The 14,555-nt window shown below is 37.3% G+C and carries 12 protein-coding genes; 2 read left to right on the top strand and 10 right to left on the bottom strand.

Going from position 1 to position 14,555, the window contains the following annotated elements:
- Positions 1-21 precede the first annotated feature (21 nt).
- Positions 22-225, top strand: coding sequence for a hypothetical protein (locus IGK82_RS00115; protein WP_002381332.1), 204 nt, complete (start codon positions 22-24; stop codon positions 223-225).
- 47 nt (positions 226-272) lie between these two features.
- Here the strand turns inward: IGK82_RS00115 and IGK82_RS00110 are convergent, their stop codons facing one another.
- The 7 genes from IGK82_RS00110 to IGK82_RS00080 form a co-directional block, all read right to left on the bottom strand.
- Positions 273-800, bottom strand: a complete 528-nt coding sequence (locus tag IGK82_RS00110; RefSeq protein ID WP_430605127.1) for an HdeD family acid-resistance protein — start codon at positions 798-800, stop codon at positions 273-275.
- 247 nt (positions 801-1,047) lie between these two features.
- The gene (locus IGK82_RS00105) at positions 1,048-1,425 is read right to left on the bottom strand and encodes a DUF956 family protein (RefSeq protein ID WP_002356033.1); all 378 of its coding nucleotides are present in this window, start codon (positions 1,423-1,425) and stop codon (positions 1,048-1,050) included.
- Between the two features lie 161 nt (positions 1,426-1,586).
- On the bottom strand, positions 1,587-2,498 hold the full coding sequence (locus IGK82_RS00100; RefSeq protein ID WP_002356032.1) for a PTS system mannose/fructose/sorbose family transporter subunit IID: 912 nt from the start codon (positions 2,496-2,498) through the stop codon (positions 1,587-1,589).
- A gap of 22 nt (positions 2,499-2,520) precedes the next feature.
- Complete coding sequence (locus IGK82_RS00095; protein WP_002356031.1) at positions 2,521-3,324, bottom strand: PTS mannose/fructose/sorbose transporter subunit IIC; 804 nt, start codon at positions 3,322-3,324, stop codon at positions 2,521-2,523.
- A gap of 34 nt (positions 3,325-3,358) precedes the next feature.
- Positions 3,359-4,351, bottom strand: a complete 993-nt coding sequence (locus tag IGK82_RS00090; RefSeq protein ID WP_002356030.1) for a mannose/fructose/sorbose PTS transporter subunit IIA — start codon at positions 4,349-4,351, stop codon at positions 3,359-3,361.
- 234 nt (positions 4,352-4,585) lie between these two features.
- Positions 4,586-5,098, bottom strand: a complete 513-nt coding sequence (locus tag IGK82_RS00085; RefSeq protein WP_002385473.1) for a mannose/fructose/sorbose PTS transporter subunit IIB — start codon at positions 5,096-5,098, stop codon at positions 4,586-4,588.
- A 202-nt stretch (positions 5,099-5,300) separates the two neighbouring features.
- Positions 5,301-8,186, bottom strand: a complete 2,886-nt coding sequence (locus IGK82_RS00080; RefSeq protein WP_002356028.1) for a sigma 54-interacting transcriptional regulator — start codon at positions 8,184-8,186, stop codon at positions 5,301-5,303.
- A 252-nt stretch (positions 8,187-8,438) separates the two neighbouring features.
- Between IGK82_RS00080 and IGK82_RS00075 the strand changes: the two genes are divergently transcribed.
- Positions 8,439-10,070 carry an ABC-F family ATP-binding cassette domain-containing protein gene (locus tag IGK82_RS00075; RefSeq protein ID WP_002356027.1) on the top strand — a complete coding sequence of 544 codons (1,632 nt, stop codon included), beginning with the start codon at positions 8,439-8,441 and terminating at the stop codon, positions 10,068-10,070.
- Between the two features lie 395 nt (positions 10,071-10,465).
- Here IGK82_RS00075 and IGK82_RS00070 read toward each other — a convergent pair whose 3' ends face one another.
- The 3 genes from IGK82_RS00070 to dnaB all read right to left on the bottom strand — a co-directional run bounded on the left by IGK82_RS00070 (position 10,466) and on the right by dnaB (position 14,357).
- The gene (locus tag IGK82_RS00070) at positions 10,466-11,335 is read right to left on the bottom strand and encodes a DegV family protein (protein WP_010709100.1); all 870 of its coding nucleotides are present in this window, start codon (positions 11,333-11,335) and stop codon (positions 10,466-10,468) included.
- A 124-nt stretch (positions 11,336-11,459) separates the two neighbouring features.
- The gene (locus IGK82_RS00065) at positions 11,460-12,752 is read right to left on the bottom strand and encodes an adenylosuccinate synthase (RefSeq protein ID WP_002359213.1); all 1,293 of its coding nucleotides are present in this window, start codon (positions 12,750-12,752) and stop codon (positions 11,460-11,462) included.
- Between the two features lie 237 nt (positions 12,753-12,989).
- A complete protein-coding gene (gene dnaB / locus IGK82_RS00060; protein WP_002381331.1) occupies positions 12,990-14,357 on the bottom strand; it encodes a replicative DNA helicase in 1,368 nt (455 codons plus the stop codon).
- Positions 14,358-14,555 lie beyond the last annotated feature (198 nt).

The following is a 14,555-nucleotide window of genomic DNA, read 5'->3' as shown; positions in this document are numbered from 1 at the left end:
AAAAATTTGGAGGTAGTACGTATGAATAATCAACGACCAATGTTTATAAATATTCTTTTAGTGGTCCTTTTATTTTTAGTTGTCGGTTCACTCTTTAGTGCCGTTGTCGGTATCGTGGGAAGCTTATTGTGGCTAGCAGTAAAAATTTTAGTTCCCGTAGCGATTATCGTGTGGCTTGTTCGAACAATTTCGGGAAATAATGGCAACTGCCGCCGTCGTTATTAAAAAAAAACAGGTTTTCCTTTTCGGAAAACCTGTTTTTTTTACTTCTTTTATCTAAAAGCATATACAATATTGCTAATACCAAACATCATAAAGTAGAAGCCAACTAAGAAGCTTAGAGTTAATGCTGAAGACAATGGATTAAATAATAATATTACACCTAAGATAATCCCTAAAACGTCAACAATTAATGTGAACCAGAAGTAACCTGTGCTTACTCTTTTAGCAAAATCTAAAGTAAATAAGCCGAAAATTGAGTCGAATAAAAACCAAATTGCAAAAACAAATGGTAACACAGCGACACCAATATTTAAGTTAAACAATAAGTAAACACCAATTAGGATATCAATAATCCCTAAGATGATTGGTGCATAAGCTTTGTAGCCTAGCAATTCTTTCATACGATTACGTACAAAAATTTCAAAAATCCCTTTAATAATAGCAAAAATCGCAAAAACCATCACAATGGCAATTAAATTACCGGCAGGATTTTGGAAAGAAATTAATGCAGTCAGAACAAATAGAATTCCTAATACTAATGAACCCCAGTCCATTCCATGATGTTGTCGTTGTTCCATGACACTCACTCCTCTATAAAATAATTTATTACACTTATTATGTTACTACTATTTTACAAGGTGTCAAATATTTTCATCGTGCTTTCTGAAAACCATTTCAATGATAACTCCATTAAAAACAACGTATCACTTGATTGTCTCTTTTTTGGTGCAAAATTGTGCCTTTTTTGTATAAATAAGTCCCTCGTTTTCCCACAAAAAAACCGCTACTTTTTCATCTAGTTTATAAAAAAGTAACAGTTATAAATTATTTTTTCTTTTTCCCAATCGAGAGAATCCCTCTTTTTATGACATCAAAGAAACTCAAAGATTGGACCATATGATCTGGGTCAACATATTCACGAATAGCTCGTAACACTCGCTTCGGCTCTTTTGAAGCAAACGTATACGTCCCATTTTTCTTGGTTTGAATCGCATAACGAGGAATCCATTTTCCTTTGAACATTACTGAAGCCAACACGTAATCGACTTCTTCCCACGGAATTTGGATAAACTTACGTGGATCTTTGGCATGGTAAAATTCAAACCCGCGGTCACCTATCATAATTTGTCCATAATCTGTTAATCCTGTAAATGCCGTCGCATCTATAACTAAATCAACTTTTGTGTTTAATGATTGTACCATGTTATCTGCTCCATTTCATTCGACTAATTCCTCTTTATTATACGTTTCTTTCCTGATCGAAACAAACAAAATTACATCTTTGTTTAAAAAAGCGGAAGAAAAGTTTCTCGACTTCTCTTCCGCTTTTTTTGATTAGAAGTAATAAACTTACCTCGTCATTCTTATAATAAGCCGATTAAGTGGCCGACAACGCCGACTACGAATAAACCAAGAATGATAACGATTGGGCTAACTTTTTTCTTCAATAACCACATACATAAGAATGTAAGTAGTAATGGTGCTAGACCTGGAATCAATTGATCTAAGTTATCTTGTAAAGTAGTAACTTTCGTTGGTGAAAGCGCCAAGCCTTGGTTCACTTGTTCAAAGGCTTTATGCATTCCTTCACCGCCAGCAGGAAGTTTATCCCACTCGATATAAGCACCTTTGTCTAACTTAACTTGTGAGACAATTGGTAAGAACTTAATCGATACCCAACGTTGAACTAATGCGGCCAGTACGAACATCCCTAAAATAGAAGCACCTTTTGTAATATCTTGTAGTAAACCACCTGAAAGGTCATCAGTAATTTTAGAACCTGCTTTGTAACCAAACTCTTGTGTATACCACATGAATGACCAACGAATTAAGTTCCAAGCAACGAAGAATAAGATTGGGCCTAAGATGTTACCACCCATTGCTAAGGAAGCACCTAAAGCGCCTAACATTGGACGAACAGTAAACCAGAAAACTGGGTCACCAACACCGGCTAAAGGACCCATCATCCCAACTTTAACCCCTTGAATCGCTACGTCATCAACTGGTGCGCCATTGGCACGTTCTTCTTCCAAAGCTAATGTTACACCAAGGATTGGTGAGGCAATGTATGGGTGTGTATTAAAGAACTCTAAGTGACGTTTTAACGCCGCTGAACGTTCTTCTTTCGTTTTATATAATTTTTTGATTGCTGGAATCATTGAGAATGCCCAGCCGCCGTTTTGCATACGTTCATAGTTCCAAGAACCTTGGATAAATGTTGAACGCCAAGCTACAGCTAAACGATCTTTTTTAGTTAATTGAATTTTTTCTGCCATTTTCTTTGCTCCTCCTTCAGAATTAGTAGTCGTTTAAAATATCGCCTAATGGGTCGCCAGAGTTGCCTCCGCCATTTGAGTTAGAAGAACCGCCCATTTTAGATAAGTTCAAGTAAATAAGAGCTAAAGCGACACCTAAAGCACCTAATGCGATTAATGTTAATTGAGAAATCGCTGCGACTACGAAACCGATAATGAAGAATGGCCATACTTCTTTTGTTGCCATCATGTTGATTACTAATGCATAACCTACGGCAACGACCATACCACCACCGATAGCCATACCATCAGTTAACCAAGCTGGCATTGATTCTAAGAAATTACGAACAGTGTCAGCAGGAATGAATAGTAACGCACCTGCTGGAATCGCAATACGAATACCTTGTAAACATACAGCGAAAATGTGTAACATTTCAACTTGTTTAATGTTGCCTTTTTCAGCAGCCGCATCCATCATGTGAACGATTGGAACCGCAACTGTCCGAACGATCATTGTTAAGAACAAACCTGCAACCGCTAAAGGAACTGCGATGGCAATCGCTGAAGGAACACCTTTAACACCTTGGCCACCTAAAACTAAAATAATTGCTGAGGCAACAGATGCTAAAGCGGCATCCGGTGCAACGGCAGCCCCGATGTTCGCCCAACCTAACGCGATCATTTGTAAAGTACCACCTAAAACAATTCCGGCTTCTAAATTACCAGTAACTAATCCGATTAATGTACATGCTACTAACGGTTGGTGGAATTGGAACTCATCCAAAATCCCTTCCATACCAGCTAGAAAGGCAACGAGTAAAACTAAAATAATTGATATAACAGACATGATAAGCCTCCTATTTTGATTTGTATTTGGCGAGTTACGCGTTTGCTAACTCATTTTTTGCTTTTTTCAAAATTTCGTCCATATTCGCTTTTGAATCATTTGGCACTTTACGCACATCAAATTTGATGCCTTTGGCTTTTAATTCATCAAACGTATCAACGTCTTCTTGACCCATTGATAATACTTTGCTTACAACGACTTTTCCAACAGAGTGAGCCATTGAACCAACGTTTACTTCTGGGATTTCTACGCCGCCTTCAACCACTTTTAAGACGTCTTCAGGATTTTCAAATAATAATAATGCTTTTGTATTGCCAAAACGTGGATCTTTCGCTACTTCAATCATTTTACTGATTGGAATAACATTGGCTTTTACTCCTGGAGGAGCTGCTTGTTCGATTAATTTCTTACGTAAGTCATCTTTTGCAACGGCATCAGAAACAACAATAATTCTGTTTGGTTGTGTTGCTTTTGTCCAAGCTGTTGCTACTTGACCATGTAATAAACGTGAATCAATACGTGCTAGCACAAATTTAATTTTGCCATCGCCAACAACTGTACCTGGTGGTAACGAACCTTTTGGCTGTGCATCTTCTGTCGCAGCAGCTTTTGGTGCTTCTGCTGGTTGTAACTCTTCTGGTTTAACTTTGACACCATCTTTTGCTGTTTCAAGAATGTGTGTCGCAATTTCTTGTGCTGATTCCATAGAGAAACGAGAAGCATATGCTTCAATAACCATTGGTAAGTTCATACCTGCAACGATTGCCCATTTGTCTTTATGATCTTCTAACAATGAGTTCGCTTGGTTAAATGGTGTTCCTCCCCATAGGTCAACTAAAAATAGTACTTCGTCTTGATTGTCAAACGATGCAATGGCTTCTTGCATTTTTGCTTTTACATCATCGGGACCTTCGCTAGGCATTAACGTAACTGCTTTTACATTTTCTTGTTCGCCAAAGATCATTGCACCAGATTGCAAGATCCCTTCAGCAAATTCACCGTGACTTGCTAGGATAATTCCTACCATTTTTATACCTCCTGTATAATTGATGTTTTTTTTCATGGTTGTACTGCTAAACGCTTTCACTTTTTGAAAAAAATCAGATAAATCAGATTCTGACAAAAATAAATGAAAAAATTTCAATAGTTCTTGATTTTTTTCAACATCAGCACTTGCCTTTATCAATACAGTTCATGAAGCAATGATGTTGGTCCTAGGCCACCACATCCTTTCAATGTCTTTCGTCTGTAAAAATGAACGTCAGCTGGCGTTATTTTCTTTGCTACGCTCTTTTTTCAGTAAATCCATCAAATTCACTTGGCTGTCTGCTGCGACTTTTCGAATTTCCAATTCAATACCTTGTTCATTTAAAAACAGAAATGCTTTTAAATCGTTGGCATCCACTGCGACTGCATTCGTAATCATTCGCTTGCCTGTACTGAAACTCATTCCGCCAATATTCACAGAAGTTAGTTGTACACCGCCTTCGACCACTCGTTTCACGTCCAAAGGATTAGTGAATAACAACATGGCTCGAAACGAATCAAAACGAGGATCAGGGTAAACATCAATCATTTTTTGAACAGTGATGACATTTACTTTGACACCAGGTGGAGCAGCTTGAACCAACAAGGCTTTTCTCAAATTGTCATGAGCAACGGAATCACTAACCACTAAAATGCGATTAATGTTCGTCAATTTTGCCCAAACAGTTGCTACTTGGCCATGAATTAATCGATCATCAATTCGAGCTAAACGAATATCCATTACCATCGGGAATGCTCCTTTAAATTCATTTTTAAAGGTTAGGACCTTTGTCTTTTTACCTAAAAATTTTAGGTAAAAAGGGACACCTTATTATAAGCAAGTTTCGTGCCAACTTTAGTGTATCGGTTCGAAACCTAGAAAATTATAGGTTTTTTTAAGAAAATAAAAAAAACGATACACTAATAAATAGTGTATCGTTTTTTCTGTATTAATCTAGTGTATCAATTTCGGTGATTTTATCTTCGATACACTGAGCATTTTTGACTAACTGTGCGATAAAATAAACTTCTTCTGCTGGAACATCCATATTAAGAGCTTCTTCCATAGTCTCAATTGAGGCCACAATCACTGGATAAATTGGCTCTTGAACCAATCGACCAAGTTCTTTTTCTGAAACCGTCAGTGTATCATTCCGTAAAATACGCTCCAACATGCCCGATGTGTGCATAATCAAATTGATGTAAAATGTGTACTCTTCTGGCATCGCTAATTGGGTTTGGATATTTTTAGCGAATGACCACAACAGATCAATGATTTTTTTTCCATTAATGAAAGTGAAACTTTGCTCCATATATTTTAGACAAATTTCTTTTGCTGCCGCTTCGTCCAACGGCTTATTCATTACTTCTTCTTTCCGCTCTGCTAGTAATTGCTGAATAATTTTTTCTGCTTCACCGGAAAAGAAATTTTCCATGGAAATATAAGGAACTCCAATTTTGGGATTGGTAATCCCAGTTGTCGCAATAATTTCATAGTCTTCTTGAATTTTAGGCAAGACTTCTTTCATATTTACAATGGACAAAGGAATCACTTCTAAATGCCAGTCTATTTGTGGCAAGACAGCTTCCTCAATAAGCTCTTTCATTCGGCGCGCAGTTCCTTCTCCAGAAGCGCAGATAGCAATAATTGCTCTTGTTTTCCAATTTTCAATGATTTGTTTCGTTTCACTTTGGCGAATATCGGCATAGCCATGAAAGTTTTTTAAAGACTCGTGAAGTGTTTCCAATTGCGTATCAATTAATGCGGTTTTGCGGGCCGCTTCAAGAACAATTGGCGTGGTCACCATGTCTACTGTCCGCACATCAATGCCTGTCTGGCGTACAATTTCTTCTGAAAAAGTACTTAATGAACCCATATCCACCAATAATAGTACGCCATTCTCTTCATTCACTTCACCAACTGCTTCAACGATTTTACGCAAAGCTTCTTTCGGTGGCATATCTAACGGCATATCCACAGCCTTCAAATTATCAACATTTAACAATTGAGAAACCACTTGTACCATACTGCTAGCGGTACTATTTCCGTGCGCAGCCACGACAATGCCAATCCGGCCAGCCTCAGGATTTTCTCTTAAAGAAATGAGCAAAACAGCTAAATAGTAACTTTCAGATTCAGGAATCTCCATCTGATAACTACTTTCAATAATATTTTTAATTTCTTTTGCTGTTTCAAACTCTGTTGGATAATCTAAAACCATATTTCGAATACTTTCATTTAAAGGATGCTTAGGATCTTTGCCTAATTGGATGCGTTTCAAGAAAGAACTAATGTGTAAACTCATTGCATAAATAAAATTGGGTTGAAACGAATACGATAACCGCTTCGCTGCAAAATTATAAATTTTCTTAGTGACATCAATAATTCGTTGGTCAACAATTTCAGCCAATTTATTTTCTGTATCAAAGGTGAATCCATAATCTTTGTAGAAAGATTTTAAATGAACATTGATATCCGTTGTAATAAAATTATTAATTAGTTCTTGGTCCAAGCCGTCTGCTTTTAAGAGAGCCGCTTTATCTCCAATAATCTCATATAGATTGTAAGGCAATTCATAGGCATCTGACTGAATAGCTACTAAAGATTCATTTGGTGATACCACTAATTGCGGTTCCAGATATTTCGATAACTCCGACAATACTTCTCGATTACTGGCAAGTTGCATAATGCCTTCTTTGATATTGTCCGTTAATTCGTCCATCGTAATCATTAATTCCTCTTGTTCCATCTGATTAAGGAACCCTCGCGCAGTCACAAGTTGCACATTCGATTTTAGCTGACCGACATTTCCATAAGAAACACTTCCAATTAACGCTTTGACCACATCTTCTGACAAAGAGATTCGCCGTTGAATCCGCGCTGCTTCCATTGAAACCATCACTTTTAGGAGGTCAATTTTTTCTTTCGCAGGACGGTCACTAAAGTTCGGTAATTGAATGATAATCGGAATGCGTCGCACAAAAGTATTCAATAAAGAAGAAGTAGGATTCTCCGTCGTAGCACAAATAATCCGAACATCCGCATGATGTGATTTCACTGTTTCACCTAAACGCGCGTACACGCCGTGATCCATAAAATAAAAAATCATTTCTTGTCCTTCGGGTGGTAACCGATGTACTTCATCTAAAAACAGAATGCTGCCATCTGCTTCATCAATAATCCCTTCTTTCGCTTTCGTAGCGCCTGTGAAGGCCCCTTCTACATACCCAAATAAATGCGACATCAAAAGTTCTGGATTATGCGCATAGTCTGCACAGTTAAACACCACAAACTCTTTTTCTTTGGCCACAATTTGGTTCAGCTTCGCAAATTGAAACATGGCATGAGCAAAATAAGTTTTCCCAGAACCTGTTGGTCCAGTAATTAAACAATTCAAGCCTTTTGGCGGATATAAAATCGCTGCTTTGGCTTGTTCAACCGGCGTTTTCATGCTTCCAGCTGAACCGATAATTTTTTTGAAAATATCTTCAACTTCTGGGGTTTTACTTGTCGTGACTACTGGTTCAACCAATGGTTCGATAAAAGTTTTTGTGGAGTGATCCATTGATTTTTCCCGATAACTTTTAACTGGCTTGGTTAATGGTCGATGCTGAAACGCCACCTGCGCGACATATTTTACTGGTCGACCAGATAATTTTTTCAAGCGCCCTTCACGAACGAGTTGATTCAAATCTTTACTAGCATTGGTCCGCTGAATGTTTAAACGTTCTGAAATTTCTTGTGTCGTGACTCCCGCATCACTTGTTAAGGTCATTGGCGTTAAATTCTTCGTTTGCTCTTTAACATATTGATAGATTTTTTCAATCCGCTTCATTTTTGATGGCTCCTTTAATCGATACACTAATTAATTTACATGATACAGTGTATCATTAAAAAAATACACTAAAAACCCTTTCATGAAAAAAATTTCTGTTTCACATGAAACATTTTAAAAAAGCGCCTTTTTTCTATAAAAAACCCACCTTTTTATTCGTTTCTGTAAAAAGATTGAAACTCCTTGAAAAAAGGTTCTGTAGCCGATATAATGCAGAGAGGTTCAAGAATATATTAAAAGCGAGGAAAACAATTGATTACTGTTAATGATGTAAGTTTACAATTTCCAGATCGTAAACTTTTTGAAGAAGTGAATATTAAATTTACTCCTGGCAACTGTTACGGCTTAATCGGCGCAAACGGTGCAGGAAAATCAACGTTTCTTAAAATTTTATCAGGTGAGATTCAACCGACAACTGGCGTGGTTTCAATGGGTCCTAATGAGCGACTAGCAACGCTGAAACAAAATCACTTTGACTACGAAGACTACACTGTTTTAGAAACTGTAATTATGGGACATAAACGTCTTTACGAAGTAATGAAAGAAAAAGATGCTATCTATATGAAAGAAGATTTTTCAGATGAAGATGGGATTCGTGCCGCAGAACTAGAAGGCGAATTTGCTGAACTTGACGGTTGGGAAGCAGAACCTGAAGCAGCTGTTTTACTCCAAGGGCTAAACATTCCAGAAGAATTACATGATCAAAAAATGAGCGAATTAACAGCTGGTCAAAAAGTCAAAGTATTATTAGCTCAATCTCTTTTTGGCAAACCAGATGTCTTACTATTAGACGAGCCGACAAATGGTTTAGACACTCGCTCAATCAATTGGTTAGAAGAATTTTTAATCAACTTTGAAAATACCGTTATCGTGGTTTCCCATGACCGTCATTTCCTAAACAAAGTCTGCACTCACATGGCAGATTTAGACTTTAGTAAAATCAAACTTTACGTTGGTAACTATGATTTCTGGTTGGAATCAAGCCAACTAGCGACAAAATTGCAAGCACAATCTAATGCCAAAAAAGAAGAACAAATCAAAGAATTACAAGACTTTATCGCTCGTTTTAGCGCCAATGCCTCAAAATCAAAACAAGCAACGTCTCGTAAAAAAATGTTAGATAAAATTACCTTAGATGACATTCAACCTTCCTCTCGTCGTTATCCATTCGTTGGTTTTACACCAGAACGTGAAATCGGCAATGACTTATTACAAGTTGAAAATGTCTCTGTAACGATTGATGGCAAAAAAATCTTAGATAATATCTCGTTCAACTTAACAAAAGATGATAAAGTGGCATTCATCGCTGACTCAGATATTACAACGACTACGTTATTCAAAGTGATTATGGGCGAAATTACTCCCGATACAGGTTCTGTTCGTTGGGGCGTTACAACTAGCCAAGCTTATTTACCAAAAGACAACAGCAAAGACTTTGAAGAGCCATTAACCATTTTAGATTGGTTACGTCAATTTGCTGGTAAAGAAGAAGATGACAATACGTTCTTACGTAGTTTCTTAGGTCGGATGTTATTCTCTGGTGAAGAGGTACTAAAACCAGTCAATGTTCTTTCCGGAGGCGAAAAAGTGCGTGTCATGCTTTCAAAATTGATGCTTTCCAAAGCCAATGTCTTAGTTTTAGATGATCCAACGAACCACTTAGACTTAGAATCAATCACTGCATTAAATGATGGGTTGATGGCTTTCACTGGTTCAATTCTTTTTGCTTCACATGACCACCAATTTATCCAAACATTAGCGAACCGAATTATTGCTGTTTCTGATAAAGGGGTCATTGATCGGGCAGAAACAACCTATGATGAATTCTTGGAAAACCCAGAAATTCAAAAACAAATGGACATTTTATTCAGTTCAGATTATTAAAAAATGAGGTCGGGACAGAAGCGTTTAACTCCGAGAACCAAGTAGGTACTGTTCAACATCTATTTACTTTGCAAATAGTGTTTCTCAGCAATAAGAAGGAATTTCCGAAAATTGTCATAAAACACAACGAGGAACGAGTTGATGTTGCATGATACCTACCCGGTGTTCTATAATTTTTGGAGACCAAGTAGGTATTGTTCATCATCGAATCACTACGTTCTTCGTGATTCTCAACAATTTCGGCTTATTTCCGAAGGACCTTCAACTCTTAGAGCTTTAGCTCTTAGAAGTTGTTGAGATCGGAGCAACGCGTAGTGTTGCTTCTGTTCCCGCTGTTTATCAATTTTTAAGCCTGGGACAAAAATCCAAAGTGATTTTTGTCCCAGGCTCATTTTTTATTTTCTTTTTTCACCAAAAGAAAACACAGCAATACAACCTATTCCAGTATGACTAGTAATGGTGGGGCCTAGAGGATAAATCAGTATCTCATTAACCTCTATTTCTTTTTCAATTAATTCTTTGACTTTTTCCGCGTCATCTTTCGTTCCCGCATATGCAATCAACAGTGTTTGTTTCATTGGCTCTACAATGCCTTGAATCGTTTCTTGCGCAATCTTTTGCAAGGACTTGTTTCGTCCACGAGTTTTACCAACGGATGCTAGTTTGCCTGCCGCATCCACGCGAATAATTGGTTTAATGTTCATTAAGCCACCAAGTGCTGCCGCTGTTTTAGAAATCCGTCCGCCACGTTCTAAATGTTTCAAATCATCTACCGTTACCCACGAGTGAAGTTTCATTTTTTGCTCTTCAAGATAGGCAACAACTTCTCCTAATGAATGACCATCTGTTTGTAATCGAATGGCTTCTCGGACTAACATCCCTTGACCTAAGCTAGCTGCTTTTGTGTCAATAATATGAATTTCTACATTGTCGTACTCTTCTTTTAACATCTCTACTGATTGCAACGCACTTTGATAAGAGCCACTTAACCCAGATGAAAAAGCTAAATAAATCACCGGTAACCCTTTCTCCACAAAAGGACGGAAAAATTCATTGTAGCGTCCTACATTAACTTGAGAGGTAGTGGGCATACTTCCATTTTTAATAGCCGTTAAGAAGTTCTGATAATCAAACGTTTCACCTAAATCATCGCGATATTCTTTCCCGTCAATTTGAATATTCATGCTAATAAAAGGTACTTGGTTTTCTTTTAAGTATGTATACGGCAAGTCACAACAAGAATCTGTCACTAATTGATAATTCACGGACAATTGCCCCCTTCATGTTTTCTTTTATTTTACCATAGTTTTTCATTTTTATATAAAATTAAAAAAGAACGTAAAGGCTGAACTGGCATAAGCCATCCTTTACGTTCCCTTAAAAATCTGCTTAAATTTGTGCCCAAACGCTTTCTAAAACGTTCGTTTGGTTACGGTCTGGACCTACAGAGAATGTTGAAATGCGCACACCAACTAATTCTGAAATCCGATGCACATAGTTACGAGCATTAGCTGGTAAATCAGCTAAAGTTTTGCAACCAGTGATATCTTCAGACCAACCTGGTAATTCTTCATAAACTGGTTTACAGCGGCTTAATTCTTTCAAGCTTGCTGGATAATGATAAATTAATTCACCATCAAGTTCATAAGCTGTACAAATTTTCACCGTTTCTAAACCACTTAACACGTCAATCGAGTTTAATGACAAGTTTGTAATCCCTGATACACGTTTTGAATGACGCATAACTACTGAATCAAACCAACCGACACGACGCGGACGTCCTGTTGTTGTTCCGTATTCTTTACCGACACGACGAATGGTTTCTCCTGTTTCATCAAATAATTCTGTTGGGAATGGGCCGTCACCGACACGTGAAGTGTACGCTTTGCAGACACCAACCACTTTATTAATTTTTGATGGACCAACGCCACTACCGATAGTTACGCCACCAGCTACTGGATTAGAGGAAGTAACAAATGGATAGGTTCCTTGATCGATATCCAACATGACACCTTGTGCCCCTTCAAATAAAACCCGTTTCCCAGCATCTAATGCATCGTTTAAAATAACCGAAGTATCTGTAACATATTGTTTAATTTGTTGTCCGTATTCATAGTATTCTTCAAAAATATCATCAAATTCAATGGCTTCGCTATCAAACATTTTAACGAATTGACGATTTTTTTCTTCTAAGTTAATTTGCAAACGTTCCGCAAAAATTTCTTTATCCAATAAATCAGCGATACGGATTCCCACCCGTGCTGCTTTATCCATGTAGGCTGGGCCAATTCCTTTAATCGTTGTCCCAATCTTGTTTTCACCTTTCGCATCTTCTTGCAATTGATCCAATTTAATATGATACGGCAAGATGACATGGGCACGATCTGAAATACGTAAATTATCAGTGGCAACATTATTTTCTTTTAAATAAGCTAATTCTTTTACTAAAGATTTTGGATTCACAACTACGCCGTTACCAATTACACTAATTTTTTCTTTATAGAAAATCCCTGAAGGAATTAAATGTAATTTATACGTTACGCCGTCGAATTTAATGGTATGTCCGGCGTTATCTCCGCCTTGGTAACGAGCGATCACTTCTGCGTTTTCACTTAGAAAGTCTGTAATTTTTCCTTTACCTTCGTCGCCCCATTGCGTTCCAACAACTACTACTGATGACATTCGAACACCTCGTTCATAATTTTTTTGTCCTGAATCATTGTACCAGTAAAACCAGTCCCTTTCAAGGGTAAAAATCGAATATTCTTTCACAATCAAAAGCGTTTCTGTCAAAAATACGAACATTTTTAGTTATGTTTTTGTAAAATAATAAAATATACGAATATTGTTCGTGTTTTACTCTCTGATTTTAATCCCTTAATAAGCAAAAAAACGAACTCAAAAAATGAGTTCGTTTTTTTAAAATTCTGTCCTCGGCGAAAGCGAAGAAAATTTATTATATTCTTTAATGAAAAGTAATTCGACCGTTCCACGCGCACCACTACGGTTTTTCTCAATGATGACTTCTACAACATTGTCAACTTCTGGTGGCTCATGATCACCGTCTTCTCCTTCACCACGATCGTAGTAATCATCACGATAAAGAAAGGCAACGATATCGGCATCTTGCTCAATGGATCCTGATTCACGAATATCACTTAGCACAGGACGTTTATCTTGACGTTGTTCCACGCCACGAGAAAGCTGGGACAAAGCGATAACCGGGACTTTTAATTCTTTCGCTAATTTTTTTAATTGACGTGAAATATCAGAAACCTCCTGTTGGCGGTTCTCTTTTCCAGTTCCTTCAATCAATTGTAGGTAGTCGATCAAAATTAGACCTAAGTTGCCTTTTTCTTGTGCTAATTTACGACATTTCGCACGAATTTCGGTAATTTTAATCCCTGGTGTGTCATCAATATAGATATTCGCACGGGACAAACTACCCATCGCAATAATTAAGTTTTGCCATTCTTCTTCAGATAATTGCCCTGTTCTTAAATGGCTGGCCTCAATGGATCCTTCTGCACAAAGCATCCGGTTCACTAATGATTCTGCCCCCATTTCTAAACTAAAAATAGCGACAGCTTTATCTGTTTTGGTGCCGACATTTTGGGCAATATTTAATGCAAAAGCGGTTTTCCCTACCGCTGGACGGGCCGCTAGAATAATTAGCTCTTCCGCTTGCAAGCCGGCAGTCATTTTATCCAATGCTTGATAGCCTGTAGGTAAACCAGTAATCTCTTCATCATTTTGGTATAATTGGTCAATATTCGCAATAGTTGTATTTAGAACATCTGAAATTGATAAAAAGCCACTACGATTCCGCTTTTCGGAGACTTCTAAAATGCTTCGTTCTGCATCATCCAAAATAGATTCAACATCTTCACCTTGCTCAAAGCCTTTAGTTACAATCTCTGTAGCGGTTTGGATTAAGTTGCGCAGCAACGATTTTTGTTCAACAATTTTTGCATAATAAATGACATTGGCAGCTGTCGGCACAGCTAAAGCTAAATCTGACAGATAACTTAGTCCACCAACATCTTCTAACAAATTCTCTTGTTCTAGGCGATCTTTGATTGTTACCACATCAATCGCTTCATTTCGGTCGCTTAAGGTCATCATCGTTTGGAAAATCAACTGATGACTACGACGATAGAAATCTTTAGGTTCCACATATTCCATCGCTTCTATTAGCACATCTGCATCTAAGAAAATAGAACCTAAAACGGCTTGTTCCGCTTCAATATTTTGTGGCGGTACCCTATCTTGCAATAATTCATTCATTTTGTTCTCTCCCACGATGTCTTACTTTCTGGTTCATTTAGTCTATCCATTTTAACACAATTTCATTAAAAAAAGTACATTTTTTTCTCTGCTGATTTCTCTATTTTTAGTTCACTTTTCAATTTTAAAAAATATACAACTAATAAAAATATAACACTTTCGTTAATTTAAAGTGTTGTATATTTGATTTTTAAATAT

The organism is Enterococcus sp. AZ197 (assembly GCF_050556405.1).
Lineage (GTDB): Bacteria > Bacillota > Bacilli > Lactobacillales > Enterococcaceae > Enterococcus > Enterococcus faecalis.
This window is presented reverse-complemented; position numbering and strand designations above follow the sequence as displayed.